A 24,812-nucleotide genomic window follows, 5' to 3' on the forward strand; every position below is an offset into this window, starting at 1 on the left:
AGGCTGGGTGGGCAAGGTGGCACCGTCGGTTCGCCCGGCACCGGATCGAGGCGGTCGAACGAATCGACCGTCGCTCACGACACTATCGAGGCGCTAATCATGACCCGCGACAACGCCGTACCGCGTTATGGAAAACTGTCAATTACGTTGCACTGGCTGATGCTGGCGCTGTTCGTCGGCGTGTATGCCTGCGTCGAAATCAAGGGCTTCATGCCCAAGGGCAGCGAAGCGCGCGGCCTGCTGATGGGCTTCCACGGCCTGTTCGGCACGAGCATCTTCGTCCTGGTCTGGGTGCGCCTGCTCGGCCGCCTGAGCCCACGCCCGCCGATCACCCCCAAGCCACCGGCCTGGCAGACCGGCATCTCGCACCTGATGCACCTGGCGCTGTACGGGCTGATGATCGCCACGCCGATCCTCGCCTGGCTGATGCTCGCCGCCGCCGACAAACCGTTCCCGTACTTCGGCTTCCACGTCCCGGCGCCGGTGGCGATCGACCCGGACTTCGCCAAACAACTCAAGTACTGGCATGAAACGCTGGGCAGCGCGGGCTACTGGCTGATCGGCCTGCACGCGGCGGCGGGGCTGTTTCACCACTACTGGGTGCGGGATAACACGCTGGTTCGGATGTTGCCGGGCCGCACGGATTAACCTTGATCTACCTGTAGGAGTGAGCCTGCTCGCGATAGCGGTAGACCCGTCAGCACGGGTGTCGACTGAACAGACGCCATCGCGAGCAGGCTCACTCCTACAAGTTTTGTGGTGTGTTCAAGTAATCGACGCTTCAGGTTTTGCACCTGCCTGCCGATGAAATCTGCACGATTTCAACGGATGCCGTTCATGAACAAGGTTGTTGCTTTACTGGCGCTTACCGCCCTCGTCGCAGGCTGCAAATCGCTCAACCATCTTCAGGTTGCGGATCAGGAATTCCCCACTTTCCGTTGTGCCAACTACTTCAAACAAGCGTCGATGAGCGAGCAGCAAGTCGCTGAAATTCGCTATCTCAGTACTCAGAACGCCAACTGCAAAGTGATTCTCGGCGAGATGTACGAACAGGGCCGTGGCGTGCCGCAGGACATCGATAAGGCCAAGGATATCTATGAGTCAGTGGCCCGAAGAGCGCCGAATGTCTATAGCCGATTGGGCGACATGGCCGCAGCGGGTGTCGGCGGGCCGGTGGATATGGTGGCAGCCAGGGATTTTTATCAGCGTTCCATCGCCGAACCCGGCAATACCGAAATGGAACTCAAAGTGGCCGATTTCCTGGAAAACGGCAGAGGTGGCCCGCAGGATCTTCAAGGTGCACTGAACCTCTACTTCAAAGCCAACGCCTGGGACAACCTCCAACGCCTGCGCGCCAAAGGCGTGGCAATGACGACCGAGCAACAACAGCAGTACAACAAGATTTACGTCCGTCAGGTGCAGTTCGGCGTCAGAGAGACGATGCGAGAGATCGAGGAAAGTCTGGCGCAAGAAAAGCTTTCGACCCCCGAGCGCAAACCCGTACTGCTGGAGCTGACGTACACACCCGGTTCGTTAGTGCCAGTGATCTCGCTGCAGCAAAGCTGTGGCAACAGCGCTATCGACCAAAAGGTCTTGCAAGGCTTTAGCGATTACCGATTCCCCGGTGATCCGATCTTGCCGCCGGAGCAGAAGAATCACGCGACCATCGCCAGCGTCAGAACAGACGGGCTGACCGAGAGGGAACGACTCAGAGCGCTATCAAGAAAATAAGTGCTGCGGCGTAGCACGAACATGCCTATATGGGCCACTTGCCGGAACAGCGTCCCGCGTCCACTCTATGACCTGCCGACAAGGAGCGTCCGCCGACCCTCCGTCGTGACCCAAGGGAGCTGGCAGCATGAGCGAAGACAACAAGGTAAAAGGCCCGGCGTCGTACTTTCCCGCTATCGAAAAGAAATACGGCCAGCCTATCGAGCACTGGCTGAACCTGCTCGCCGGCATCACCGACAAGAAGCACATGGAGCTGGTGGCGTGGCTCAAGGAGGAACACGGCATGGGCCACGGTCATGCCAACGCCTTGGTTGCGCATCATCTGACGGTTAAAAAGTGAGGGCAGGGCAGCGATGAATTTCTCCCACCGGCCAGTGACGGCCGACGACGTCAAAACCCTCTGCAGCTTTCCGCAAGGCGAACAAGAGCTGTTCTTCATGTTCCCGAAAGCGAGCTTCCCGCTGACGGAAGAGCAAATGCACACCGCGATCAGCCAGCGCTTCGACTCCACGGCGTTCTTGGCCAACGGCGAGTTCGTCGGCTTCGCCAACTTCTACCGTGCCGAGCACGACGGCGTCTGCTGCATCGGCAACGTCATCGTCGCGCCATACGCCCGGGGCCAGGGTGTCGCTCGCTACATTGTCGAAACCATGACCGCCGTCGGCTTCGAAAAGTATCAGGCCAGGGAAGTGCAGCTGTCCTGCTTCAACGAAAACACCGCTGGGTTGCTGCTTTACCCGAAACTCGGCTTCGTGCCGTTCTCCATCGAAGAGCGTGCTGCGCCGGGTGGCAGGCGTGTGGCGCTGATCAACATGACGCGGAGCAGAGGCGCAGCGAATGCCACTCACCTTCCATAAGATGCACGCCAACGGCGATGACTTCGTCGTGATCGACGCACGTAATAGCGCCAACCCCGTTACCAGTCAATTGGCCCGGCGTCTGGGTGATCGCCATCGCGGCATCGGCTTCAACCAGCTCGCTGTGATGCTCGATTGCGAAGACGCCGATGCGCGCCTGGAGTTCTGGAACGCTGACGGTTCGGCGCTCGAGGTCTGCGGCAGCGCCACGCGCGGCGCCGCCGACCGACTGATGCGTGAAACCAGCCGCACCTTGATCGTCCTGCGCACCCAACGTGGTCTGCTGACCTGCGAGCGCACACCGTCGGGCACGATTTCGGTGGAGATGGGTCAGCCGCTGTTCGACTGGGCAGACATCCCGCTGGCGCAGGCACTCGACACCCTCACATTGCCACTGTCCGGCGACCCCGCTGCGTGCAGTATGGGCAATCCGCATTGCACGTTTTTCGTCGACGACTTGAGCACCGTCGACATTGCCACCGTCGGCCCACGCCTGGAAATCCACCCATTGTTCCCCCGCAAAACCAACGTCCACTTCGTGCAGATCATCGACCGCCGGCACATACGCCTGCGCATTTGGGAACGAAACGGTGCCATCCCGCTCGGCTCGGGCTCCTGCTCATGTGGGGCGGCGGTCAACGGCATGCGCCGAGGTTTGCTGGATAACACCGTTGAAGTCGAATGCGACGGCGGCCCCGTCATGGTTCACTGGGATGGCACAGGCCCAATCATCCTCAGCGGCCCGGTAGAGGCGAGCTTCACTGGCACCATCGCTGACCACCAACTCGATCCCAAGTGAAACGCGCCCTCTGTGGGAGCGAGCCTGCTCGCGAAGGCGCCAGCCCAGCCGCCACATAACCTGTTGAACCAACGAAAACCCCTAGGTTTCGACCATGCCAGACACTACAGCACGCCTGCTCTACCGACGCCCACAACAAGCAGACCTGCCCTCCGTTTTCAGCATTTTCGGCGACCCGCAAACCAACCTGTTCAACCCCGCCGGCCCCATGACCGACATCGCCCAGGCCGAAGCACTGCTGGATCGCTGGCTGCAACACTGGGAAACCCACGGCTACGGATGGTGGGCACTCAGCAGCGCACAAGCCCCTGAGCAGATCCTCGGATTCGCCGGCATCGCCGCCCACGACTACCTGGGCAAACAGGTCATCAACCTCGGCTATCGCTTCGCCGTCCAAGCGTGGGGCCACGGCTATGCGACAGAGGCTGCACAAGCCGCGCTGACCCACGCCTTCGATCATCTCGAGCTGCCTGAAGTCTTCGGCCTGGTCAGGCCGGATCATGTCGCGTCCATCCGCGTTCTGGAGAAAATCGGCATGCGCCGTATCGATGAGCTGGACGACGTACCGGGCAAAGCCCCCAGCCTGATTTTCCGCATCCAACGAGATGCGCGCTGATTCGACCACATCCCCCTTGTAGGAGTGAGCCTGCTCGCGAAGACGTCAGCCCAGCCACCACCAATCTCAACCGAGGCAACAATCCCTGTGGGAGCTAGCCTGCTAGCGAAGACGCCAGTCCATCCACCCCATCAACCGCTGACCGAAATAAACAGTAAAACCACCACTGTTTAAACGAAGCCTTCCGTAACCCCCTACGCCCTACAACGTCTTGCGCCATCGCCTACGACTACGCCAGAATCCGCCGGCTTGTGCGTCTGGCGCGCCCTCCGTAACTTGATTCCTGTCACTGCTCATCAGTGATCGGGTCTGCAAGCCCGCCGAAACCAGTCGCATAGCCATGCCAAATGGACGCCCGTTCGCGTCCAACCAATGGCAGCTTTGTGCGGGAGACCTTCGGGTCTGCCGGGTTCCTGGTTTCCCGGTCTTGCAGACCCGCGCACAGCTGCCACCCATCATCTGCAAGTGATGCCGGTAGCTCCTAATGAACAATCAGGAGTTTCACCATGATCAAACCAACACCCAACCCCCCAGAAACCGACCTCGCATCCCCCTACGAATCCCTCGATTCCAAAAAGCTCAACGAAGCCGCCGAGCGCGCCCTCGACCACTACCTGTCCCCGGCCACTCAAATCATGGCCAGCCCCCACGAACCCGAACCCATGTTCCTCGCCAACCCGAAGTGCGACACCGAATCCCTGCTCGCCAACGCCAGCGAAACCCTCGGCTGCGCCAGCGAAATGCTCAACAACTTCGCCGCCATGCTCGACACCTCCCACCGCAAAACCGCACTGGGCATCGCCCAAGTCGTCATGCTCGGCGAACTCGCCGTAAACCAGGCCCTCGACAACGTCGAAATCGCCCACTGACCACCCGGTGCGACGAGCCCGAACCCTCGTCGCACCACACGGTCTCAACCGCGCTGGCACAGGGCCACGCCTTGCGCCCCCAAGCCTCGGCTGGCACCCTTCGGCCCGTTCTTCAAGGATCAGAACAAGGAATCAAGGATTGAGTGGCTACGTTCCCAACCCCCCGAAAAACTACCGCTACGAAGAAGCCAAACCCGTCGATATTCATGCCCAGCGTTGGGCGGAATATGAGAAGCACGGGAAAGAGCCCTCATCGGCGCGTGAAAAAATTGGCATTGCACTGCGTATTGGAGTTTTCTTCGACGGCACAGGCAATAACGCCAATAACGCTGCCGCTGGGTTGCTCTGCGGTGCACATCATCCCATTGCTGCCAAAGATATTGACGCCAGTTGCAAGCCGTTCATGAAAGACCCGGACAGCAGCTACGGCAATGACACCAGCAACGTGCAAAAACTGAGTGACTTGTATTACGCCCCTCAAGGCGCCGAAGGTGATGGCGCGCAAAAGCAAGCATTCCGCGTGGTGTATATCGAAGGCATCGGTACCCGTTCGGGCCAAGAAGACAGCAAGTTCGGTGCTGGCACTGGCCGAGGCGAAACAGGTGTGGCCGGTCGTGTGCAATTCTCTTTTTCAGAAATCAAGCTGCGTATTGAGGGGCTGTTGGCTAGCCACCCCAACAGTGAAATTACCTCTTTGACGTTCGACACGTTCGGGTTCAGTCGGGGGGCTGCCGCCGCGCGACACTTTGCCAACGAAATTGCACGCGGCAAGCAAGGTCCTCTCGGGGAGGTGTTGCGTAGCAACGCCAGAGATTTCAGCTCAACATTCAATGACCAATACAAAAGCAGCATCAACATGGGCTTTATTGGTCTATTCGACACCGTGCCTTCAGTTGCCGGCTGGTCCAATCTGGGCAACATCCAAAGCCCAGTGGCGACGGGAATAAAGTTGTATTTGGACCGGCGTTTTTTCACTGATGTTGTTCAGCTAACGGCTCGTGATGAATGTCGAGCCAACTTCGCTTTGAGTCGCGTAAAACCTGATCATCTTGAGATTACTCTGCCGGGTGTCCACTCCGACATAGGCGGCGGTTACCTTGAAGACGCCTTAGAAAATGTTCTAGTCAGCCCAATGCAAACCCTCGACGTACCCCAATACACAGAGGTGGCCTCTACTTCGATCTACCGTGACGCGGTGACAATCAGAGAACAGTGGCTTGCCAAGGGCTGGCCTGCGGAAATGCTGGAGATCGTCACACCTGATCCTCTTCTTTTAACAGGTACAGCGAAAAACGAATTCGGCCCACGCATGAAACGCATTTATGCCGCTTTGCAACTTAAGCGCCCAGTGAGCGGCCTGTTGTCCAGGGTTTACTTACGAGTGATGCACAAGTTGGCGAAAGAGAAGGGCGTCCGCTTTAAGGACATTCCAGATACACCTGAACTGGCCGTTCCCTCAGAGCTTCAAGCATTATGTGATCGTTTTTTGGCAGGGGATTACAGCGTCACGCCCCAGGAAGATGAGATGCTGAAGCTGAAGTACATTCACACCTCGGCAAATTGGAATCATCCCTTGGGTCGCAGAGATGGCAGTGGTGTAAGAGCCGTCTATATCAATGCACCTACGACCGACTCGATTCGTGTGCAACACCCCCACGTACCTGACTGGACGCTCTGGTAATGAAATTACTTGTCACCCTGATTTGTGTGTTGTTCATGACTGGCTGCCAGTCTGCTGACTCGCTATCCGGCAAAAACGATCCCAAGTCCGAATGGTGGGAGCTTGCCTTCATTGAGCCTGACTATATGCAGGTTTGGGTGGAAGACAGTTCTGTCCAAGACGTCACCGGCAAGGTTTTCTTCAAAGCCAATGGAGGCTCTGCGGCGGGTGGTGAGCCTGAAGATGACACCGAGTCAGCCCGTGGATGGTCCATCGTTGATGGCAGCGGAAAGCGAGTGGTCGGGGCCGGTCTTCCCGTCCGCATATACGTTCGATGGCAATCGATCGTCGAAAAGAAAACCTGGCAAGCCTGGGTAGATATACCAGAGCAGGCAAGGCAACTGATGGTGTCATCCACCAACAAACGATGCCCGGAAACGCCTGACCGAGAAGCCCGGTTTATGGCATCGGTCTACTTGGGACTCGCTCCCGGTGGAGTTGTGCAGGCTTGGGTTAAAGATTCATGCCATCACGCGGTCAAGGTCGCTCGGGCGCAAGCCGAGATCGAGCCATTAGGGCCGAGTCAGGGTAAGAGCGAAGGGCGTTATGCATACCCTGTCAGCGAAAAGTCCAAGCGGTATATCGATAAATTCGGTATCCCGTACGGGAGTTGGTAATCCATCCGCCAATGAAGCAAGTCATATTAATCTTGAGCGTTTTACTGGTAGCTGGATGCCAGACTACTGACCCACATTCAGCCGAGAACGATCCGAGATCGGATTGGTGGGGGCTGGCTTTCACAGAACCGAACTACATGAAGGTTTGGGTAGAAGACAGCTCAGTCCTGGACATCAAAAACAGGACTTTTTTCAAGGCGGGCGGAAGCACCGCCGCCGGAGGTGAACCAGAAGATGGCACAGAGTCAGCCCGTGGTTGGGGCACTGTTAGTGGTTCCGGTATTCCGGTAACCGGTGCCGATCTTCCCAAACTCATCTTCGTCCGTTGGCAGTCCATATCAGAGCAGAAGACCTACAAGGGTTTCATTGAAATTCCAGAATCGGCGAGGCAATTGATGGTGGAATCAACGCACCAGCGTTGCCCGGAAACTCCAGAAAAGACTGCTCGATACATGGCATCGCTGTATGTGGGCCTAGCCCCAGGTGGGGGAATACGAGCGTGGGTCAGAGACTCATGCCATCGCCCGGTCCAAGTCGCTCATGCCCAAGGCGAACTTGAACCGTTAGGCCCGGAGCAGGGGAAGCACGGCGGGCGCTATGCCTATCCGGTGAGTGAGAAGGCCAAGCGCTACATCGACAAGTACGGCATTCCGTTTGGGAGTTGGTAACCGTCACTTGATGAAACTACTTGGAACGATGCTTTGTGTTCTGTTGATCAGCGGGTGCCAGTCAAACGATCCGCTTTCAGCAAAGAACGACCCTAAATCTCCATGGTGGGAACTCGGTTTTACCGAGCCTAACTACATGAAGGTCTGGGTTGAAGACAGCGCCGTAGAAGATATAAAGGGCAAGACGTTTCTACGCACTGGCGGTGGAACCGCATCGGGTGGACAGCCTGAAGACGGCACAGAATCGGCCCGAGGTTGGGACGGAGTGGGTGCATCCGCTAAAACAGTGGTAGGCGCTGATCTCCCAAAACGAATTTTCGTCCGCTGGCAATCCATCGTGGAACCTCAAACCTATCGCGCATGGGTGGAGATACCCGAAGAAGCCAGACAATTGATGCTGACCTCAGTCAACCAGCGGTGTGCGAAAACCCCAGACCAAAAAGCTACCTATATATCTTCGGTCTACTTGGGATTGGCTCCCGGAGGTGTCGTACAAGTGTGGGTTAGAGACTCTTGCCACCATCCAATCAAAGTTGCCAAAGGCCAAGCTGAAATCGAACCGTTAGGACCAAGTCAGGGGAAAACCCAAGGGCGATACGCTTATCCCGTCAGTGAAAAGTCCAAGCGATATATCGATAAATTCGGCATCCCTTATGGGAGTTGGTAAACGGTAAACCCATGAAGCAATGCATTGTGGCGGTATGCGTGTTGTTCCTGAGCGGCTGCCAGTCTGCGTATCCGCTATCCGTAAAAAACGACCCGAAATCCGAATCGTGGGAGCTTGCGTTCACCGAGCCCTATTACATGAAGGTTTGGGTTGAGGACAGTGCCGTCGAAGACATAAACGGCAAGCTATTCACGCGCACGGGAGGAGGCACTGCCGCTGGTGGAGAGCCAGAGAATGGCAAAGAGTCCGCGCGCGGTTGGCATGCGGTAGGCGCGGCTGCGAAACCAGTGGTTGGCGCTGACTTGCCCAAACGCATTTACGTGCGCTGGCAGTCCACCGTCGAGCCGCAGACCTATAAGGTATGGGTGGACGTGCCTGAAGAGGCGAGGCAATTGATGGTGCAATCGGTCAGTCAGCGCTGCCCGGAAACACCGGAGGAACAGGCCAGCTACAGCGCATCTATTTATTTGGGATTGGCTCCAGGGGGCGTTGTACAAGTTTTTGTTCGAGACGAGTGCCATCGCCCTGTCAAAGTCGCCAGAGCGCAGGCAGAGGTCGAACCGCTGGGGCCTAGTCAAGGTAAGAACCAAGGGCGCTATGCGTATCCCGTCAGCGAAAAGTCCAAGCGGTATATCGAAAGATTTGGCATTCCATATGGAAGTTGGTAGTCGTGGCATTTACCTGAATGGAACATTTGTGATGAAGGCAACGCTTCAGTGCCGTTGTGTTGAGTCATTATCTTCGGTAGCTGTCGCGTCAATGCTGTGTTCAACGAAGGTCCGCTTTGGCCAAAGCGGTCATTCGTGGTTGATGACCACCTATGACGCTAAGCAGCCCCATAGCTAAACGGCTCTAGAAAAAACTGTGGATCGACCCAAAGCCTCAAGCCGTAAGGAATTACCGAATATCCGTCATAGCGTCCGGTGAAGGTATTCGATGCGGCGAACTCCACAAATGTGCCGCGCTTATCGTCAACAACCCGGATACCAGGGCATCCGAGCAACGTGTACTTGATAATCGGTTTGGATAATGACGTCTCCCACATCTGAATTTCTACATCAGAATCGTATTGCCAGATTGTCAGTTCCAGCCTGAGGGAGCCTTGTTCGATCATAAGCGATCACCGCGATACACGATATTAACGCCCTGGTGATTCCCCCTCAGTTCCGCAAACCAAGGTTCGCTCTGGGGCGAATAGTCAGACCGTCGTTTTCCGACCCAGAGCGGACGTTGTCACTGCACCCGGCGTCTAGTAGAAAGGTCATCTCCAGTTCCACGTACTGAAGCGAATTTATGACTGCTGACTATGGTCAACGTGTTTGTAATCGATGCGGCGATTCAATAACTGGTTACTGTCCATCAATTGAAACGCTAGCGATCATCGGGGCTTTCCACGAGAAGGGTGATCAGGCGGTAGTAGATGAGATAGTCCTCCGAGAAAATATTGATCCTAATGTTGTCTGGGAATATTTCCGCCATCGGATGAGGCCTCTTTGCGAGCAAAAAATTGCCCGATGCTCATTCTGCGGAGGGCAGTTGAGGACTTGGCGTGCGCGTCAATGCATGCACTGTTTTAGGGAGTGGCACTGACGCAGGCGATTATCGAGCTGAATTTTCAGATTCTGAACTGCATTCTTCCTACTTCTGACTGACCGCTATGTGGCCGGAAACCGCCGTACCTGGCCTACCGTTTTCGGCCAAAAGCTGTACTTGCACAGCCTAGTGGCAAAACAGTAATTTTTGCGATAAGGCCGACGGAAAATGGCCGCCAGCGGGTCATTCAATGAGGATTCCACGTATGCCCACTTCGCTAACCTTTAGGTACCACAATGAAGTCGTATCGCAAGTTGATTTCAGCAATAGAGGCGTTTGATCGCTGGGAGCAGCCATGGGAGTTTTATGAGTCGATATCATCTGCACCATCACTCGACACAAATGACCTCGAACAACTGCGGCGTGCCTGGGGTACTGCAATAGAGAGAGAAGGTTGGCTTGCGAGCAAGGACTTTGCCGATGGCTGCTCGCTTGCAGATGCTCGTCTTGCGTCGGGATTCCCATGGCTATCGAACAAAGCACGACAGCAGCTTGTCAACGGCGCTTCCTACCAATGGCTGTAACGCTTAACAGCTCGCCGAAGGCTGGATCAACATTGGTACATCTTGTTCAACAGTCCATTCTCTGAATGATAGCCAAGGTAGGTTCAAGCCCTACGCTACAAGGCAACAACTGGCAGAGATCAACCAAAAGCAGACATTCGCAACCGACCGCTAACGGCCACAAGCGGACGTTCAACATCCGTCTTTTCGCCTGTTCTGAATGTTATGCATGGTGAGAATTTCTATTAGCGCGACCCATGTGATAGAGGATTACTTTGGATCGAATGCAGCCGCCGCAACCGCATCCGCATTCCGCTTGACCGCTAATCAGGAGACATAGCATGGAGTGTTTCCTGATTTCCGTTGAGTTGGCGTTTAGTGTTTGGACACGACAGTTAGCGGGCGCTGTCGATGATTTGACCTCCGTCAGGCGTGAGGCTGTATCCCGTCAAGAACTGCGAGTCCCTGCTGGCGAGAAACAATACCACTGGCGCAATATCCTCTTCCGGTGATCCATAACGGCCAAGCGCGTTAGTGGGGGCGGGCGCATCGACTGCTGTTCCCCAAGTATCAGCAACCGGCATGACATTGTTGACAGTGATCTTGTCAGCGCCCCACTCCCTGGCCGCAGTGCGAGTCAAAGCACGTACTGCCTCCTTTGCCATGTTGTAAGGCGCATAGCCCTGCATACCAATTACGCCGGCCAAGGAAGCGAAGTTAATAACCCGGCCCTCACCGCTAGCTTTGAGGTGGGGATAGCACGCCTGCATTGTTCGCAGATAAGCAATCGGGCCCATTTCTAAATTACGCTGCAACAACTCGGCCGATAGCTCATTCACCGATGAAAAAACCGCAGAGGGATCGAAAGCATTGTTAACCAAAATATCGATTCGTCCATAGGCAGCCATCACCTTGTCGACAGCGACAGGAAATTGATCGGGATCAGCGATATCGCAAACGATTCCGAGGGCGACACCGCCAGCGGCCTGTATATCGGCAACCACCTGATCAACATTTTCAGCCGTGCGCGAAACGATCGCGACTTTCGCACCCTCCGCCGCCAAAAGGTTAGCGGTGGCTCGGCCGATACCACGGCCGGCGCCGGTGACAATAGCAACTTTTCCATTGAGTCGGGTCATAGTATTCCCCTCACTTAAAAGCATCATGAATGATCGCCATCGGCGCATAAGGCGATGGATTTTCGCGAACAACGTTTTGTGTCACGAAGGAAGCAGCGAGGAGAATGATCCCAACGGCTGCCGGGATAGAACCTTTGGGTTTACGAACACCCAGGTGGGCTGACGCTGATAGCAACAGGTGATAAAACATTCCGGCATACGCCAGATCACTGATTGCCACATTGAAACGCCACAAGATCGCGATGGGCCCCAGTATCTTCACCACGATCATCAACGGCACAAGATGGGCGGCTGAATAGCCCAACTCCGCTTGTGCGTTGCGAACAAAGTCTCCTTTGGCGATGTACATCGAGGCAGAGGCGAAATAGAGCAGCGAAAGCAGCGCTGTGCTAACCCAATAAATATAATTTACGATCATGAGGTTTTTCCTAAACAGGTGTTGTTACTTCGACTTGGGGCAAAGATGTCGTTTAATATGAAAGACCACAAGTAGGATGAAAAACTGGTGCTTAGTATGGAAAACCAGACTAATGATGACGGTCAGATCAATATGCATGAGGAAATGCGGCGCGCATTTTCGCTGCTTTCAGGCAAGTGGAAGCTGGAGATCATGTGGCTGCTAAACCAGCGAATCTACCGTTTTGGGGAACTGCGCAAAGCGATCAGCGGCATTACACAACACATGCTGACGGCGCAACTTCGAGAGCTTGAGAGCGATGGCTTGATCTCGCGAACGGTCTTCGCAGAAGTGCCCCCGCGTGTTGAATATGAAATGACTGCAAAAGCACGTGCACTCGGACCGACGATGGAGGCGCTCGCTAAATGGTGGAACGAATACGGCGGAAGCGTGCCGGTGAGGCCCGCCTCACGTGGCCGCAAAGCAAAAACAATCTAGTTGGATCAACGACTGATTTGAGTCGATCTGGGTGTAGCTTGAAAGGCAGCAATGGGTCGAACGGCCGGTCATGACTGACTGCTTTTGGCCGAAAGCAGCCCCATCCCTAATTTTCTATCAGTCCGAGCACTGCCAGATCAACGGAATCTATTACCGGTATCATTCAGCAACGATCTCAAACGCAGCACTCCCCCAAACCTCCCCATTAACCATAACCCGCACCCCATGCCGCCCCACAAAATGCCTCCGCGTCGTAAAATCCCTAATCACCTGCCTCCGCCCCACAACCACCTCCCCAAACCCCGCCAACACCAGCGTCTTCAACTTGAAAACCTTCCCCGAAACCCCGCCGTTCGCCTTCACATAGTCAATCGCATAATCAATCACCAACCGCTGTTCATGCGCCACCGTCGACTTCACCGTAAACGACAACGTAATCGCCTCACCCAGCCTCACCACCGCCGGCTCAACCCGCACGTCCAACAACTCAACCTGAGCCTTGGCCCCCGCACCGATCACCGTCAGCGCGCGCAAATCGCCCTGTTTGATCAAACTGCGCAACGCATGCTTGGCAATCCACGCCGTGTGTTTGTTCTCCAGCGACCACCCTTCAATTGTGTCCAGCACCCACTCCGGATGCTCCTTGGTCACGTCATTCAGATGATTCGCCACGGACTTGCGCACGTACAAACTCTCGTCGGCTTTCAATCGGTCGAGGATGCCGGCGGCCAGTTGCGGGTTGGCCTGCACGGATTCCAGGCGAAATGACCAGGGCAGGCGCGGGCGGGTGCCTTCGCTGGCGAGGCGGCGGACGTGGTGGTTTTCGTCTTGGGTCCAGTCGTGCATGAGTTCCAGCGAGCGTTCGAGGTCGCTGCGCAGGAAGTGACGGATGGCGAATTCGGAGGAGCCGAAGGTGGTGAAGTATTTCAGCGCTTGCATCGAGGTGTCGAAGGCGTGGCTGCCGTAGCTGGCGACGTAGTGCGGCAGGCACATGCTGACGAATCCGCTGTTGAGGCGGGGGGCGAGTTCGCGCAGGACTTCGAGGGAATCTTCGTAGTCCAGTGGCAGCACGGCGTGCAGGCTTTCGCTGACGCGGGCCATGCGTTGCATCACCGACAAGTCCGCCAGCCCTTGGTTGGCGTGCTTGAGAAACGCCTTGGCCTTGAACGCCGGGTACACGGTGCTCATTTCGGTGGCGATGTGTTGCAGGCGTTCGGCGTTGAAGATTTCCTTTAACGCCGGGGCGGCGGTGTCGGTGGTGCTCATGGTCAGGTCATCGGGGTGCTGACGAACGCTTCGAGGGTTTCGGCGTAGGCGGTGTATTGGGCGATATGCGGGTAACGGCGGGCGTCGATCTGGTCGGGGACGACGAGGTCGGTGAAGCTCCAGGCGACGGCGAGGCTGATGCCGGCCTGGGTGAGGGTGCCGTCGGTGGGCAGGCCGGTTTTTTCCAGTTCCTGTTCGAGGGCGGTGAAGGCGGCGGCGAGTTGGCCTTCGACACGCTCGACCCACGGTTGGTATTGAACGTCGGCCGGGCGCAGGTTGCGTTCGTAATAGAGCTGCACGGCTTTTTCGCAGGCGGCGAGGCTGAGGCCGATCAGGCGCAGGGCATGGGCGCGTTGTTTGAGGTCGTTCGGCAGCAGGCTTTTGCCGCTGACGGCTTCCAGGTAGTCGAGGATGAGGGTGGAGTCCATCAGGACCACGCCGTCATCGAGGATCAGCGTGGGCGCCTTGACCACCGGGTTGATCTGCTGGAATTGCTCGAAGTGGCGGAACACCGAGACTGACTGGTGTTCGAGGTCGATCCCTAAGCGTTTGGCGGAGATCGCCACGCGGCGAACGTAGGGGGAGTCCAGCATGCCGATCAGTTTCATGACGCGTTCCTTCAAGTCGAACCGGTGGGAAGGCATAACCTAGCCGAGCCTGAGGCAAATGTCAGTCGTCAAACCCAGCCTGCTCGTGAATCTCATCCACATTCAGTTCCAGCCGATATGCCACCGCCACGAACAACGCCTGACACAAACACAACGTCGCACTCAGCGAACGAAACGCCAGCGCGCTGCCTTCATTCACCAGCAGCAGGCTGTTGGCGTTCTTCGCCAGTGGTGAGAGGTGGCTGTCGGTGAGGACCAGGGTGTTGGCCTGTTGCTGGCGGGCGTAGCGCAGGCAGTGTTGGGTTTCCTTGGCGTAGGGGGTGAAGCTGATGGCGATCACCAGATCTCCGCTACGCACGCTGCGCATCTGCTCGCGATAACTGCCGCCCAACCCCGAAACCAAATGAATCCGCTTTTGAGTGTGTTGCAAGTTGTAAACGAGGTAGTCGGCGACGGCGAAGGAGCGGCGCACGCCGACGACATAGATGTTGTCGGCGTTGACGATCAGGTCGACGGCTTTTTCAAACGCGACGTCGTCGAGTTCGCGGCCCAGGCGTTCGATGCCGGAGCGGGTCGCGTCGATGCATTCGCGCGCGAGGTCGCCGTCGCTGGCGTGCTGCGACTGGTTGGCGATCATGCTGCGGATGCGTTGCTGGTAGTTCTGCACCGGCGAGGCTTTGTGGGTGTAGGCGGTGCGGAACAGCGCCTGCATTTCGCTGAAGCCACTGAAACCGAAGCGCTGCGAGAAGCGCACGATGGCGGACGGATGCACCTCGCATTCCCGGGCGATGTCGCTGATGCGGTCGACCATGATCCGGTCGCTTTGCTGGCTCATGTAGCTGGCGATGCGCTTGAGTTGGCGCGGCAGGCTGTCGTATTCGTCGGTGATCAGTTGCAGCAGACGCTCGGCATTGATCGGGGGGCTGGCGAGGGGGCGCTCGTCGTTGGCCGGCAGATCGGGGCGGGGCATAAGTTATCCTTTGGGCTGATCAAATCACACTGTGGCGAGGGAGCTTGTCGAATCGTCGCACCGTCCCGCTGGACTGCGCAGCAGGCCCAATAATTGGGGGCCGCTTCGCGACCCAGCGGGAGCAAGCTCCCTCGCCACAGTGATGTGCGGTGTGCCTGATGATAGGCGGGGTGCGGACAGTTGGCAGGGGAGATTTTCGGCGTCTGCGCAGCTGAAACGATGCACTGCGCGGGCGGCATGGCTGAAAAAAATGCAACCAACTGCCGCTCGGTTAGCCGTTTGTCTTCTATATACAGCCGCTCGACTGAATTTCTTGCTATAAACGCACTCCGATGACCGCCATGGCGCCTGTGTCAGAGCTGTTTACGGGTGTTGTCGGACAAATTCCCAGTATTTACAGTTGCTGAGGCCTCAAACGGGCCTTAGACTGCCGCCCCTTCGTAAATTGAGTGCCGGGTGGCGTTTGCAATAAACGATGCCTTTTCGTCGACCGGACACGGTTCGCCGGAACGCTCCCTAATTCGCCTTAATGCACGTTTTTTTATAGAGATATCAATGACAAAGGACAAGTTGCTGGCTATGCCGGCAGATGACTACATGAATGCCGAGCAGCACGCTTTCTTCACTGAGCTGCTGCAGAACATGAAAGTCGAAACCCACGAGCGCATTGAGCAAAACCGTATCGCCATCGAAAGCCTGGACACCCCGGCCGACCCGGCGGACGCGGCTTCGGTTGAAGAAGAGCGCACTTGGCTGGTCAACGCGATCGATCGCGACCAGCGCATGCTGCCGCAACTGGAACAAGCCCTTGAGCGCATCAAGGAAGACAGCTTTGGCTGGTGCGACGACAGCGGCGAGGCCATCGGCCTGAAGCGCCTGCTGATCAGCCCGACCACCAAGTACTGCATCGAAGCTCAAGAGCGTCACGAGCAGATCGACAAGCACCAGCGTCAGGCCTGATTCCATGGCTGCCCCCTGAATGGGGGGCGCCTGCAAAAGATCGCAGCCTTCGACAGCGCCACATGGTTTTTCGTGAACCACTGTAGGCGCTGCCGAAGGCTGCGATCTTTGCTTTTGCTCGTCTGCACTATTCCCGAGCGCTTCCATTGACCTGCTGCAGACTCCACGACTAACGGACCATGGATAATGGCGTTCTAGTGGCGTTTAATGCAGTCACAACAATGAGAACAAGCGTGGGGTGTTGATATGACGAGAGATGGATCTCTGGTTGGGGCTCTGCCCGCACCAGTGCTGTTGCCGAAGAATCGCTGGATCGCTCCGACTTTGCAAAGCATCGCCCTGATGCTGTTGCTTGTCGGCATGACGCTGGGTGAGTGGTCGTTGTACATCGGCCTGCCGCTGGCGGTGCTGATTATCTGGCTGCCACGCCTGCGTTCACGCGCCGTCGCCGATGCTGCACCAGTCGACACCGGCAGCGCGATTTCCGAACTCACTCGCGATCTTTCCTACACCACCAGTCATAACGCGCTGTCAGCCGCGGGCGTGGCGTTTTCCGTCAAGCAACTGGCCAGCAAGCTGGAATCGCAGCTCGATGCGGCGGCGCAGATTGTCAGCAACGCTGAAGTGATGATCGCTACCGAACATGCCACCTCGCAGCTCAGCCGTGAAGCGTTGGCCGCCGCCAGTGAAGCGCATCACAGCAGCGCGGCGGGGCGCACCGAGCTGGTGGATTCGATTGCGCGCATGCACCAGCTCAGCCAGCGCGCCAATGCCAGCCGGGAGTTGATCGAAGCACTGAGCCTGCGCAGTGACGACATTCAACGGGTGACGCTGGTGATTCAGTCCATCGCCAGCCAGACCAATCTGCTGGCCCTCAACGCCGCGATTGAAGCGGCGCGGGCGGGCGAGCATGGTCGCGGATTTGCCGTGGTGGCGGATGAGGTGCGTGGTCTGGCGGCGCGCACGGCGTCGGCGACTGGCGAAGTCGGCGAGATGGTCGCCGATATTCAGCAGCGCACGGCACAAGTGGTGGAGCAGATCCGCGAGCTGTCCAGCGATCTGCAAACCGGCGTCGAGCAGGTGGAAAACACTGGTCAGCACCTGGAAAACATTGCCCGCCTGGCCGCCGGGGTGGAAGGTCAGGTCGGCGAAATTGCCCGGGGCGCGGAAACCAATCGTGAGCAACTCGACAGCCTGTTCAAGGCGATCGAGCAGATGCGCAGTGATCTGGCGATCAGCGATCAACAGACCCGCCGCCTGGCCGAGGCTGCCGTGCAGATGGAAGGCCAGGCGGAAACCATCAGCGAGCGTCTGGCCGAAGTCGGTCTGGATGACTATCACCAGCGGGTCTACGACCTGGCGCGTGAGGGCGCGAGCCAGATTGCGGCGCGGTTCGAGGCGGATGTCGAACAGGGACGAATCAGCCTTGAGGATCTGTTCGACCGCCAATATCAGACGATACCCGGGACGCAACCGGCGAAGTTTCAAACCCGATTTGACCGTTATACCGATCAGGTGCTGCCAGCGATTCAGGAGCCGTTGCTGCCGCGCCATGAAGGTTTGGTGTTCGCCATCGCCTGCACGCAGCAGGGCTATGTGCCGACGCATAACCTGGCGTTCAGTCAGCCGCTGACCGGTGACCAGCAGGTCGACGCCGTGGGCAACCGCACCAAACGCAAGTTCGCTGACCGCACCGGCATCCGCTGCGGCAGTCATCAGCAAGCGGTGCTGTTGCAGACTTACACCCGCGACACCGGGGAGTTGATGCATGATCTGTCGGTGCCGATCATGGTCAAGGGCCGGCATTGGGGCGGGCTGCGGCTGGGTTATAAGCCGGAGGCTGCGCGCTGATCGATTGTTACCGCTGGCGCAATGAATCTGTGCACGAGCGTTGCTGTTTCCGCTGTGGCGAACTCATTAACATGGCAACTAGTTAGGTAGCTAATGAAATTGAGAGGTCAGCATGCAGAGCAGAGTCGATGTCGCGGTGATGATTGGCAGTGGCGTGCCCGCCGGATTGCGCGCGATGGGGCAGAGCGTGTGCTGGGTCGTGTTGCTCAACGGTGAGCGTCGCGGCACCGCGTTCGCCAGTCGCGTCGAGGCGGAAGAGTGCAAGGCTGCCTGGCTCGAACAACTGAAAGCCGAGCCGGGCGACAGCCTGCACTGACATTGATTAACGTCCGTCGTGCAGGCGCACGTTCAACTCATCGACCATCACGGCTTCTTCACCGTCGGCGCGCAGCCATTCCTTCAGCAGTTGCGCCTGTTGCGGCGACCAGAAGGCGGCATCGATCAGTTTGGTATTGGCGTCCAGCGGATGCGCTTCGATGAAATCGTCGATTTCGCTGCCTTCCGAAGGCAGTCCCAGTTGGTCGAACAGGGTTTTCAGATCATATGCAGGCAGTTCCATCGTGTACTCCTTTTGCGTGTGCCGGAATGGCGCTGTCGCTCGCCCTTTATCTGAGGCAGCCATGGGGCAAGAGTTCGATTTGTGATTCAAGCGAACGGGCGAGGGCGCAGGCTTCGTTATGATCTTCGCGGAAACCTCTTACACGCCCGGTCGATGATTCCTTGATATGAAAGAACGCATTACCCGCCGGGACGACCTGGAAACGTGGGGTCTTGGCGTTTTGTGCGTATTGCGCAAGTTCCGGTATAGCGCCACCGTGCAACACGAAAGGCGCGTCGATGTGGGTGCTGGAAGGCCGGGCAAAGTGAGTCAGAGTGCACATATGAAGTCCTTTTCATGAGTTGGCCGACGTTTACTGGTCGGTTCGGGTAGTCGTAAGGAGCATCGCTGCTCTAGAATCGCCAGTGCCTGTTGGCGACAGGTGTCTATCTAAAGCAATTTTTTGCGGGCGATATGTCGGAAAAGGGCTTTTTTTCGTCAGCCTTTTCCCTAAAGTTTGTAGTCAGTCTTCACTACGCTTAGGTGAAGATTTTTCCTTCAAGGTCTGGCGAACGTCGGGGCAAGTTTCTCGCGCTACTTTCCAGTAGTCTTGCGAACTCGCGATGAATGGGCGTTCTGCTTGATTCAGGTTTACTGGAGTCATTCGGTAACAGCACCGGCCTGGCCGTTTTTTTGCCGTGCGCGTTTGGCGCAGGGTACTTTTCAGATGTGGGGATGTTTCTTTGGCAGTCAGTAATCTCGATATGCATGCTTTGTTCGTGCTGGGTGATTTGCGTGCAAAGTTGGTCAAGCTGTTCCAATCGCGTTTTGTTTACATCACCGAACAGAACGCCGAAGGCATTTACGTGGCCGAGATCGACACCGAAAGCGCATTGGTGGTCGATGACAAACCGGGGCTCAAGCTCAAGGTTGGCGATCATTTCAGCGCCTCGGTCCTGCCCAGCCGTGAAGGCGGCAAGATGGATATCCGCTTTCGCGAGATCAAACTGACGGTGTACGGCCTGGGCGATTACGCTTTTGTCGAAACGGCCGATGGTCACGCGATTCTGTTCAAGGAAGGCCACAGCGTGGTGACGGTGTTTGCCGCGCATCAGCAACTGCAAGAAGGCCTGACCAAGACCCTGAAAGCCGTCACCGGCAAAGCGGCGAAATGGCGCAAGGGTGAACTGGTCACGTTCAAGGCCAGCGAATGACCGGTGGCTTGAGCCGCGCCGACTTCCATTCGCAGAACCTCGAGCGTGCGCGTGAGGAGGCCTTGCGCCTGTTCAACGCCAAAGCCGGGTTGCAGGGCGCCTGGCTGAATTGGGTCGGCGCGCAGATCTACAGTTTGCGGCCTGCGGCATACGCCAGCATGGTCAGACGCGAGCTGCAAAGCTTGCAGGAAAAGTCTGAAACGTAACCTCGTCGGCGGCATGCTCCCGGAAAAAGCAGGAACCTCGGCTACAGTCAGTTGACTGAGTATTCAGAGGCTTGCGGTCTTCTGCCGGGCCATCCTGCTATTGCTGTGAACAGCACGAGGTGCAAAGCATGAAAGAAATTCGACGGCTATTGGCCGCCAGCGTGGTCTCGTTCGGTGTGCTGACGGCCGCGCAGCCGGCAGCGGCGGCACAGGCGCCTATCCATTTTGCCGACCTGAACTGGGAAAGCGGCAGCCTGATCACCGATGTTCTGAGGATCATCGTCGAGAAAGGTTACGGGCTGCCGACCGATACGTTGCCTGGCACCACCATCACGCTCGAGACCGCGTTGGCCAACAATGACATCCAGGTCATTGGAGAAGAGTGGGCCGGGCGCAGTCCGGTGTGGGTCAGGGCCGAGGCAGAGGGCAAGGTTGTCAGTCTCGGCGACACGGTCAAGGGCGCCACTGAAGGTTGGTGGGTGCCGGAATACGTGATCAAGGGCGATCCGGCCAAGGGCATCAAGCCGCTGGCGCCGGATCTGCGCAGCGTCAGTGACCTGAAGAAATACAAGGATGTATTCAAGGACCCGGAAAGCCCGAGCAAGGGCCGGTTCCTCAACAGCCCGATCGGCTGGACCTCGGAAGTGGTGAACAAACAGAAACTGACCGCGTACGGCCTGCAGGATGACTACACCAATTTCCGCAGTGGTTCCGGCGCGGCGCTGGATGCCGAGATCAGCTCCTCGATCCGCCGGGGCAAACCGGTGCTGTTCTATTACTGGTCGCCGACGCCGCTGCTGGGCAAATTCAAACTGGTGCAGCTGGAAGAGCCACCGTTTGATGCCGAGGCGTGGAAGACCCTGACCGATGCCGACAATCCCAATCCGAAACCGACCCGTTCACTGGCGTCGAAACTGTCGATCGGGGTGTCTACGCCGTTCCAGAAGCAGTATCCGCAGATTACCGAGTTCTTCAGCAAAGTGGATTTCCCGATTGCGCCGCTGAACAAGGCGCTGGCCGAGATGAGCGAAAAACACACCGCGCCACGGGAGGCCGCAGAGGCATTCATGAAGGCGCATCCAGAGGTGTGGCAGGCGTGGCTGCCGAAGGATGTGGCGGACAAGGTCGCGGCCGAACTGAAATAAACGGCGCATCTGTGGCGAGGGAGCTTGCTCCCGCTCGGCTGCGAAGCAGTCGCCATCTCGGCTGATACGGTTTACTGGATAACCGCATCAACCGATCTTGGGGCTGCTTCGCAACCCGGCGGGAGCAAGCTCCCTCGCCACAGGTTAAATGTCGACTCAGAATCGAGTCTGCACCGCCAGTTCAAAGGTGCGCGGCGTGCCCAGGTAATAAGCCGGCGACACATGCGCAAACTCGGCATACACCTTATTGGTCAGGTTTCGCACCCGGCCTGTGACGGTGGTGTGTGAGTCGACCTTGTAGCTGAGGAAACTGCCGAACAGCGTGTACGACGGCACGGTCATGGTGTTCGCCGTGTCGGCATACACCGACGCTACATACCGCGCATCGACCCCACCTTGCCATTGCGGCGAAAAGTCATAAGTCAGCCACAGGTTGCCCACCCGGTCCGGGACGTTGGTCGGCGTGTTGCCCTTGCGCGACACCACCACACCAGCGGCATTCTTTTCGGTGAAATCGTCGTATTGCGCATCGACCCAAGCGAAGTTGCCTTCGGCCAACAGCTTGTCGGTGATGCGCAGGGAGCTGGCGATCTCGATGCCTTTGGAAGTCTGCTGGCCCACCGGAATGCTGCTGGTCGGGTCCAGCGGATCGGTCACGGCGAAGTCCTTGCGCTCGATGGTGTACGCCGCCACCGTCGCCGAGCCGCGGCCGTTGAGGTAATCGAACTTGCTGCCGATTTCCCATTGCTTGCCGGTCGACACGTCGAAGTCCTGAGTGCCGTTCGGTTGTTCGGCGGCGGTGCTGTATTGCACGTAGACGTTGGCCGACGGGATGAACTGGTAGCTCAGGCCGACACGTCCGGTGACCGGCTCCCAACTGCGCTTGAGGTGTTTGGGATTGGTCGCCGTCACGGTGCGGTGGTTAGTCACGTCGAGGTCGATGTCGTCGTAACGCAGGCCGGTCAGCAGCGCCAGTTTGTCGGTCAGGGCCAGGCGGTTTTCCACGAACAGTGCCTTGGTCGTGACCTCGTTGGTCTTGTCGCTGATCAGCGCCGGGTTGGTACCGGGAATGTCGTAGAAATGCCCCGGCCGGTAGTGGTTCGGATCGACCGTGCTCGCGCCTTTGATGTTCAGCGGCGAGTTGGTGGTCTGGTTGACCTTGTATTCGAAGCCACCGGACCATGTCGTGTCGAGCCCGAAAAACGTGTTGTCGTGACGCAGTTCGAACTGGTTGCCGTTCTGCTCGCCCTGATGTCGCACCTGATAGGCGGTTGAGCGGTTCACCGCAGTGTTGTCGGCGTTGTACTGATAGGTCTCGAGGTTGCGGTAGTCGCGCTGGCTGTCGAGGTGATACAGCGTGTTGCGCAGGGTGGTGTTGTCGTTGATCCGGTAGTCGATGATCGAGCGCAGCCAGATCGTGCGCTGCTCATAGCGCCCGTCTTCGACGTTGTAGTTGTTGAAGCGATTGTGTTTGTCGATCTTCAACTCGCCGGCCTTGGGATTGAGCACCGGCGTGCCCCAGTACGGGCTGTCTTCGTGTTCGTCCTGATATTCCAGGGCCAGGGTGTGCGACAGGTCCGGTGTGAGGTCGCTGAGCAGCGAGAACGCCACGCTCCAGGCATCGCGTTCCTGGCGGTCGATGTAGCCATTGCTGGTGTTGTGGCTGACGTCGAGGCGCGCGTAGTGCTGCACATCGGCGTTCGGGTCGGTCAACGCGTGGTTGAGGCCGAACGCAGTTTCCGTGGTGTCGTAGCTGCCGTAGCTGACACGCCCCTCGACGGCTTGCTCGTCGCGGGTCGCCAGTTTGGTCACGTAGTTCAGCGAGCCGCCCACCGAACCTGCGCCGTTGACCTGTGACGACGGGCCGCCGAGCAATTCCACCCGATCATAGATCCACGCATCCACCGGGCGCGCGAGGCCGCCGGAGACATTGATGCCGTTGAACATCTGGGTGATCTGGCTGCTGGTGAAGCCGCGATAGGAGACGAATCCGCCAAAGCCCGGCGGTGCGCTGGCATTGACCCCGGGCAGGGTGTTGGCGGCGTCCTGGAAGTTCTGCGCGCCGTGGCGTTCGATGTCGTTGCGGTTGGCGATGGCCACCGAGGCAGGCGTATCGCGCACGCTCAGGCCAAGGCGCGAGGCCATGCCGCTGGACTGGTCGAGGCTCAAGCCCGGCTCGCTGCCGGATTCGCCGTCGATGGTGATCGGCGCCAGGTCGACGGTGGATTGCGCCCAGGCGTTAAGGGACAGGCAGCCGCACAGGCTCGCCAGCAGAGGAATATGTTTCATCGTTGAATCCTGAATGCTTGTCTAGGAGTCAGCGCACAGGCGAACGCCGCGCGTTGGCGCAGTGGGCTGAACAATCAAAAAAGGCAAAGACACTCAGGCGAGCGGCGGGGCGCGAGGATTGGCCGAAGGCCAGGTGAAGCGGGCAGGGAGGTCGGCGCTGACGATGGGCGCCAGCGGTGGGCTGTGTTGTTCCGGCAGCACCGCCAGGGTCAAACTGGAGTTGAACGCCGGGCCCATGCCGCCGCCGACCGAACACAGCGGACAGCCGAACGCCTTGGACAGGGTCGGCAGTTTTTCTTCGGTGGGGTTGCTGGTCAGCGGCGCTTGAGTGGCCGGATCGACCGTACAGAACTGGCCGCCGATGCCGTTGAGTTGCATCCCGACCATTTGCCCGTGACCGATGCTGCAGGCGAACACGTTGAACAGGACGCAGCAATAAAGCATCCAGGCCAGCAGTGAGCGATCGGAACGGGAGAATTTCATGGGGCGGCACTTTACCGTACCGCTGATCGGTCGTGCACTTCAAAAAAAGCCGACTAGGATGATTTGTTCAAATCCCTTGAAAGGATTTCAACCATGACCTTTGTGATGGCTCAATGGCTGGTGACGATTTTTGCAGTGATCGCCCTGGTGCATGTGTATTGGGCGTTGGGTGGACAATGGGCGGCGGTGGCGGCAGTGCCGCAGATTCCAGTGCGAGGTTTGGTGGCGACGGTGCGGCCAGCGTTCAAACCGTCAGGCTGGATCACGTTGCTGGTGGCAGCCGGGTTGCTGGTGATTGCCGGGTTGGTGTGCATGCGCGTCGGCTGGGGAATGCCGGCGGTGCATGACGGCTGGTTGCAATGGGTGATCAGCGCGATTGCGCTGGTGATGTTTGCCCGGGCGATTGGCGATTCGCATCTGGTGGGGTTTTTCAAGGAAGTGAAGGATTCACGGTTTGCGCGGCTGGATACCTGGGTGTATTCGCCGTTGTGTCTGGTGTTGGGGGCGGGGTTGTTGGCGGTGGCCTGGGTCTGAGGTTTGATTGATCTGGAGATTGCTATCGCGAGCAGGCTCACTCCTACAGAAGAACGCATTCCAAATATAGGAGT

At 57.8% G+C, this 24,812-nt stretch carries 31 protein-coding genes; 21 read left to right on the forward strand and 10 right to left on the reverse strand.

What is annotated here, in order from left to right:
• Positions 1-99: 99 nt before the first annotated feature.
• The 12 genes from HBN98_RS21700 (at position 100) to HBN98_RS21755 (ending at position 9,212) form a co-directional block, all read left to right on the forward strand.
• Positions 100-648 carry a cytochrome b gene (locus HBN98_RS21700; protein ID WP_083368766.1) on the forward strand — a complete coding sequence of 183 codons (549 nt, stop codon included), beginning with the start codon at positions 100-102 and terminating at the stop codon, positions 646-648.
• 189 nt (positions 649-837) lie between these two features.
• On the forward strand, positions 838-1,731 hold the full coding sequence (locus tag HBN98_RS21705; RefSeq protein WP_083369430.1) for a tetratricopeptide repeat protein: 894 nt from the start codon (positions 838-840) through the stop codon (positions 1,729-1,731).
• A 127-nt stretch (positions 1,732-1,858) separates the two neighbouring features.
• Positions 1,859-2,071 carry a DUF4287 domain-containing protein gene (locus HBN98_RS21710; protein WP_064587993.1) on the forward strand — a complete coding sequence of 71 codons (213 nt, stop codon included), beginning with the start codon at positions 1,859-1,861 and terminating at the stop codon, positions 2,069-2,071.
• Between the two features lie 13 nt (positions 2,072-2,084).
• Complete coding sequence (locus HBN98_RS21715) at positions 2,085-2,588, forward strand: GNAT family N-acetyltransferase (RefSeq protein ID WP_083368767.1); 504 nt, start codon at positions 2,085-2,087, stop codon at positions 2,586-2,588.
• Complete coding sequence (gene dapF, locus HBN98_RS21720; RefSeq protein WP_083368768.1) at positions 2,569-3,387, forward strand: diaminopimelate epimerase; 819 nt, start codon at positions 2,569-2,571, stop codon at positions 3,385-3,387. Before HBN98_RS21715 ends, dapF begins: the two co-directional genes overlap by 20 nt.
• Positions 3,388-3,481: 94 nt before the next feature.
• Positions 3,482-4,003 carry a GNAT family N-acetyltransferase gene (locus tag HBN98_RS21725; protein ID WP_083368769.1) on the forward strand — a complete coding sequence of 174 codons (522 nt, stop codon included), beginning with the start codon at positions 3,482-3,484 and terminating at the stop codon, positions 4,001-4,003.
• A gap of 506 nt (positions 4,004-4,509) precedes the next feature.
• A complete protein-coding gene (locus HBN98_RS21730; RefSeq protein WP_083368770.1) occupies positions 4,510-4,872 on the forward strand; it encodes a DUF6124 family protein in 363 nt (120 codons plus the stop codon).
• Positions 4,873-5,011: 139 nt separating this feature from the next.
• Positions 5,012-6,553 (forward strand): phospholipase effector Tle1 domain-containing protein, encoded by a 1,542-nt coding sequence (locus HBN98_RS21735; protein WP_083368771.1) that lies wholly within the window; start codon positions 5,012-5,014, stop codon positions 6,551-6,553.
• Positions 6,553-7,209 (forward strand): DUF2931 family protein, encoded by a 657-nt coding sequence (locus HBN98_RS21740; RefSeq protein ID WP_083368772.1) that lies wholly within the window; start codon positions 6,553-6,555, stop codon positions 7,207-7,209. The genes HBN98_RS21735 and HBN98_RS21740 overlap by 1 nt, the downstream gene beginning before the upstream one ends.
• Before the next feature lie 11 nt (positions 7,210-7,220).
• Positions 7,221-7,877 (forward strand): DUF2931 family protein, encoded by a 657-nt coding sequence (locus tag HBN98_RS21745; protein WP_083368773.1) that lies wholly within the window; start codon positions 7,221-7,223, stop codon positions 7,875-7,877.
• Between the two features lie 10 nt (positions 7,878-7,887).
• Positions 7,888-8,544, forward strand: a complete 657-nt coding sequence (locus HBN98_RS21750; protein WP_083368774.1) for a DUF2931 family protein — start codon at positions 7,888-7,890, stop codon at positions 8,542-8,544.
• A gap of 11 nt (positions 8,545-8,555) precedes the next feature.
• The gene (locus HBN98_RS21755; RefSeq protein WP_083368775.1) at positions 8,556-9,212 is read left to right on the forward strand and encodes a DUF2931 family protein; all 657 of its coding nucleotides are present in this window, start codon (positions 8,556-8,558) and stop codon (positions 9,210-9,212) included.
• A 158-nt stretch (positions 9,213-9,370) separates the two neighbouring features.
• On the opposite strand, the gene HBN98_RS21760 is transcribed toward HBN98_RS21755, so the two are convergent.
• Positions 9,371-9,658: a hypothetical protein gene (locus HBN98_RS21760; RefSeq protein ID WP_169844073.1), complete on the reverse strand. Its 288-nt coding sequence runs from the start codon at positions 9,656-9,658 to the stop codon at positions 9,371-9,373.
• Between the two features lie 715 nt (positions 9,659-10,373).
• On the opposite strand from HBN98_RS21760, the gene HBN98_RS21765 reads away from it, so the two are divergent.
• Positions 10,374-10,661, forward strand: coding sequence for a hypothetical protein (locus HBN98_RS21765; RefSeq protein WP_151101590.1), 288 nt, complete (start codon positions 10,374-10,376; stop codon positions 10,659-10,661).
• A gap of 374 nt (positions 10,662-11,035) precedes the next feature.
• On the opposite strand, the gene HBN98_RS21770 is transcribed toward HBN98_RS21765, so the two are convergent.
• Both HBN98_RS21770 and HBN98_RS21775 read right to left on the reverse strand, forming a co-directional pair.
• On the reverse strand, positions 11,036-11,779 hold the full coding sequence (locus HBN98_RS21770; RefSeq protein WP_083368776.1) for an SDR family NAD(P)-dependent oxidoreductase: 744 nt from the start codon (positions 11,777-11,779) through the stop codon (positions 11,036-11,038).
• Positions 11,780-11,789: 10 nt separating this feature from the next.
• Positions 11,790-12,197: a DoxX family protein gene (locus tag HBN98_RS21775; protein ID WP_083368777.1), complete on the reverse strand. Its 408-nt coding sequence runs from the start codon at positions 12,195-12,197 to the stop codon at positions 11,790-11,792.
• Positions 12,198-12,293: 96 nt separating this feature from the next.
• On the opposite strand from HBN98_RS21775, the gene HBN98_RS21780 reads away from it, so the two are divergent.
• A complete protein-coding gene (locus HBN98_RS21780; RefSeq protein ID WP_083368778.1) occupies positions 12,294-12,674 on the forward strand; it encodes a winged helix-turn-helix transcriptional regulator in 381 nt (126 codons plus the stop codon).
• Positions 12,675-12,833: 159 nt separating this feature from the next.
• Here HBN98_RS21780 and HBN98_RS21785 read toward each other — a convergent pair whose 3' ends face one another.
• From HBN98_RS21785 to HBN98_RS21795, 3 genes are all read right to left on the reverse strand, one after another.
• A complete protein-coding gene (locus HBN98_RS21785; RefSeq protein ID WP_083368779.1) occupies positions 12,834-13,940 on the reverse strand; it encodes a DNA alkylation repair protein in 1,107 nt (368 codons plus the stop codon).
• A 2-nt stretch (positions 13,941-13,942) separates the two neighbouring features.
• Positions 13,943-14,548: a glutathione S-transferase gene (locus HBN98_RS21790; RefSeq protein ID WP_083368780.1), complete on the reverse strand. Its 606-nt coding sequence runs from the start codon at positions 14,546-14,548 to the stop codon at positions 13,943-13,945.
• Between the two features lie 61 nt (positions 14,549-14,609).
• Positions 14,610-15,518, reverse strand: a complete 909-nt coding sequence (locus tag HBN98_RS21795; protein ID WP_083368781.1) for a MurR/RpiR family transcriptional regulator — start codon at positions 15,516-15,518, stop codon at positions 14,610-14,612.
• Positions 15,519-16,073: 555 nt separating this feature from the next.
• Here HBN98_RS21795 and HBN98_RS21800 point away from each other — a divergent pair.
• From HBN98_RS21800 to HBN98_RS21810, 3 genes are all read left to right on the forward strand, one after another.
• Positions 16,074-16,478 carry a TraR/DksA family transcriptional regulator gene (locus HBN98_RS21800; protein WP_003225981.1) on the forward strand — a complete coding sequence of 135 codons (405 nt, stop codon included), beginning with the start codon at positions 16,074-16,076 and terminating at the stop codon, positions 16,476-16,478.
• 627 nt (positions 16,479-17,105) lie between these two features.
• Complete coding sequence (locus HBN98_RS21805) at positions 17,106-18,329, forward strand: methyl-accepting chemotaxis protein (RefSeq protein WP_414860583.1); 1,224 nt, start codon at positions 17,106-17,108, stop codon at positions 18,327-18,329.
• Positions 18,330-18,441: 112 nt separating this feature from the next.
• Positions 18,442-18,645 (forward strand): hypothetical protein, encoded by a 204-nt coding sequence (locus HBN98_RS21810; protein WP_064587978.1) that lies wholly within the window; start codon positions 18,442-18,444, stop codon positions 18,643-18,645.
• A 6-nt stretch (positions 18,646-18,651) separates the two neighbouring features.
• Here the strand turns inward: HBN98_RS21810 and HBN98_RS21815 are convergent, their stop codons facing one another.
• Complete coding sequence (locus HBN98_RS21815; RefSeq protein ID WP_083368783.1) at positions 18,652-18,888, reverse strand: DUF2789 family protein; 237 nt, start codon at positions 18,886-18,888, stop codon at positions 18,652-18,654.
• Positions 18,889-18,934: 46 nt separating this feature from the next.
• Positions 18,935-19,210 (reverse strand): hypothetical protein, encoded by a 276-nt coding sequence (locus HBN98_RS27960; protein ID WP_083368784.1) that lies wholly within the window; start codon positions 19,208-19,210, stop codon positions 18,935-18,937.
• 421 nt (positions 19,211-19,631) lie between these two features.
• Here HBN98_RS27960 and HBN98_RS21820 point away from each other — a divergent pair, with 421 nt between their 5' ends.
• The 3 genes from HBN98_RS21820 (at position 19,632) to HBN98_RS21830 (ending at position 21,432) form a co-directional block, all read left to right on the forward strand.
• Positions 19,632-20,081 (forward strand): hypothetical protein, encoded by a 450-nt coding sequence (locus tag HBN98_RS21820; RefSeq protein WP_169841369.1) that lies wholly within the window; start codon positions 19,632-19,634, stop codon positions 20,079-20,081.
• A gap of 8 nt (positions 20,082-20,089) precedes the next feature.
• On the forward strand, positions 20,090-20,287 hold the full coding sequence (locus HBN98_RS21825) for a hypothetical protein (protein ID WP_064590016.1): 198 nt from the start codon (positions 20,090-20,092) through the stop codon (positions 20,285-20,287).
• A gap of 128 nt (positions 20,288-20,415) precedes the next feature.
• A complete protein-coding gene (locus HBN98_RS21830; RefSeq protein ID WP_083368785.1) occupies positions 20,416-21,432 on the forward strand; it encodes an ABC transporter substrate-binding protein in 1,017 nt (338 codons plus the stop codon).
• Between the two features lie 156 nt (positions 21,433-21,588).
• Here the strand turns inward: HBN98_RS21830 and HBN98_RS21835 are convergent, their stop codons facing one another.
• Together HBN98_RS21835 and HBN98_RS21840 are read right to left on the reverse strand one after the other, a co-directional pair.
• Positions 21,589-23,721: a TonB-dependent receptor gene (locus HBN98_RS21835; RefSeq protein WP_083368786.1), complete on the reverse strand. Its 2,133-nt coding sequence runs from the start codon at positions 23,719-23,721 to the stop codon at positions 21,589-21,591.
• 93 nt (positions 23,722-23,814) lie between these two features.
• Positions 23,815-24,204, reverse strand: a complete 390-nt coding sequence (locus HBN98_RS21840; protein WP_064587973.1) for a DUF2946 domain-containing protein — start codon at positions 24,202-24,204, stop codon at positions 23,815-23,817.
• A gap of 93 nt (positions 24,205-24,297) precedes the next feature.
• Here HBN98_RS21840 and HBN98_RS21845 point away from each other — a divergent pair, with 93 nt between their 5' ends.
• A complete protein-coding gene (locus HBN98_RS21845; RefSeq protein WP_064587972.1) occupies positions 24,298-24,738 on the forward strand; it encodes a DUF3995 domain-containing protein in 441 nt (146 codons plus the stop codon).
• The last annotated feature ends 74 nt before the right edge of the window (positions 24,739-24,812 follow it).

Origin of the sequence: Pseudomonas koreensis, assembly GCF_012986595.1 — a bacterium.
GTDB classification, from domain to species: Bacteria; Pseudomonadota; Gammaproteobacteria; order Pseudomonadales; family Pseudomonadaceae; genus Aquipseudomonas; species Aquipseudomonas koreensis.

Bases quoted from the DNA above. Each gene is read 5' to 3' on its own strand.
- HBN98_RS21730 (WP_083368770.1), top strand. From the start codon at position 4,510: ATGATCAAACCAACACCCAACCCCCCAGAAACCGACCTCGCATCCCCC.
- HBN98_RS21820 (WP_169841369.1), top strand. From the start codon at position 19,632: ATGCATGCTTTGTTCGTGCTGGGTGATTTGCGTGCAAAGTTGGTCAAG.
- HBN98_RS21725 (WP_083368769.1), top strand. From the start codon at position 3,482: ATGCCAGACACTACAGCACGCCTGCTCTACCGACGCCCACAACAAGCA.
- HBN98_RS21780 (WP_083368778.1), top strand. From the start codon at position 12,294: ATGGAAAACCAGACTAATGATGACGGTCAGATCAATATGCATGAGGAA.
- HBN98_RS21840 (WP_064587973.1), bottom strand. From the start codon at position 24,204: ATGAAATTCTCCCGTTCCGATCGCTCACTGCTGGCCTGGATGCTTTAT.
- HBN98_RS21805 (WP_414860583.1), top strand. From the start codon at position 17,106: ATGATCGCTACCGAACATGCCACCTCGCAGCTCAGCCGTGAAGCGTTG.
- HBN98_RS21745 (WP_083368773.1), top strand. From the start codon at position 7,221: ATGAAGCAAGTCATATTAATCTTGAGCGTTTTACTGGTAGCTGGATGC.
- HBN98_RS21770 (WP_083368776.1), bottom strand. From the start codon at position 11,779: ATGACCCGACTCAATGGAAAAGTTGCTATTGTCACCGGCGCCGGCCGT.
- HBN98_RS21830 (WP_083368785.1), top strand. From the start codon at position 20,416: ATGAAAGAAATTCGACGGCTATTGGCCGCCAGCGTGGTCTCGTTCGGT.
- HBN98_RS21710 (WP_064587993.1), top strand. From the start codon at position 1,859: ATGAGCGAAGACAACAAGGTAAAAGGCCCGGCGTCGTACTTTCCCGCT.
- HBN98_RS21765 (WP_151101590.1), top strand. From the start codon at position 10,374: ATGAAGTCGTATCGCAAGTTGATTTCAGCAATAGAGGCGTTTGATCGC.
- HBN98_RS21815 (WP_083368783.1), bottom strand. From the start codon at position 18,888: ATGGAACTGCCTGCATATGATCTGAAAACCCTGTTCGACCAACTGGGA.
- HBN98_RS21845 (WP_064587972.1), top strand. From the start codon at position 24,298: ATGACCTTTGTGATGGCTCAATGGCTGGTGACGATTTTTGCAGTGATC.
- HBN98_RS21750 (WP_083368774.1), top strand. From the start codon at position 7,888: ATGAAACTACTTGGAACGATGCTTTGTGTTCTGTTGATCAGCGGGTGC.
- HBN98_RS21760 (WP_169844073.1), bottom strand. From the start codon at position 9,658: ATGATCGAACAAGGCTCCCTCAGGCTGGAACTGACAATCTGGCAATAC.
- dapF (WP_083368768.1), top strand. From the start codon at position 2,569: ATGCCACTCACCTTCCATAAGATGCACGCCAACGGCGATGACTTCGTC.
- HBN98_RS21700 (WP_083368766.1), top strand. From the start codon at position 100: ATGACCCGCGACAACGCCGTACCGCGTTATGGAAAACTGTCAATTACG.
- HBN98_RS21800 (WP_003225981.1), top strand. From the start codon at position 16,074: ATGACAAAGGACAAGTTGCTGGCTATGCCGGCAGATGACTACATGAAT.
- HBN98_RS21795 (WP_083368781.1), bottom strand. From the start codon at position 15,518: ATGCCCCGCCCCGATCTGCCGGCCAACGACGAGCGCCCCCTCGCCAGC.
- HBN98_RS21705 (WP_083369430.1), top strand. From the start codon at position 838: ATGAACAAGGTTGTTGCTTTACTGGCGCTTACCGCCCTCGTCGCAGGC.
- HBN98_RS21835 (WP_083368786.1), bottom strand. From the start codon at position 23,721: ATGAAACATATTCCTCTGCTGGCGAGCCTGTGCGGCTGCCTGTCCCTT.
- HBN98_RS21740 (WP_083368772.1), top strand. From the start codon at position 6,553: ATGAAATTACTTGTCACCCTGATTTGTGTGTTGTTCATGACTGGCTGC.
- HBN98_RS21790 (WP_083368780.1), bottom strand. From the start codon at position 14,548: ATGAAACTGATCGGCATGCTGGACTCCCCCTACGTTCGCCGCGTGGCG.
- HBN98_RS27960 (WP_083368784.1), bottom strand. From the start codon at position 19,210: ATGTGCACTCTGACTCACTTTGCCCGGCCTTCCAGCACCCACATCGAC.
- HBN98_RS21755 (WP_083368775.1), top strand. From the start codon at position 8,556: ATGAAGCAATGCATTGTGGCGGTATGCGTGTTGTTCCTGAGCGGCTGC.
- HBN98_RS21785 (WP_083368779.1), bottom strand. From the start codon at position 13,940: ATGAGCACCACCGACACCGCCGCCCCGGCGTTAAAGGAAATCTTCAAC.
- HBN98_RS21775 (WP_083368777.1), bottom strand. From the start codon at position 12,197: ATGATCGTAAATTATATTTATTGGGTTAGCACAGCGCTGCTTTCGCTG.
- HBN98_RS21810 (WP_064587978.1), top strand. From the start codon at position 18,442: ATGCAGAGCAGAGTCGATGTCGCGGTGATGATTGGCAGTGGCGTGCCC.
- HBN98_RS21715 (WP_083368767.1), top strand. From the start codon at position 2,085: ATGAATTTCTCCCACCGGCCAGTGACGGCCGACGACGTCAAAACCCTC.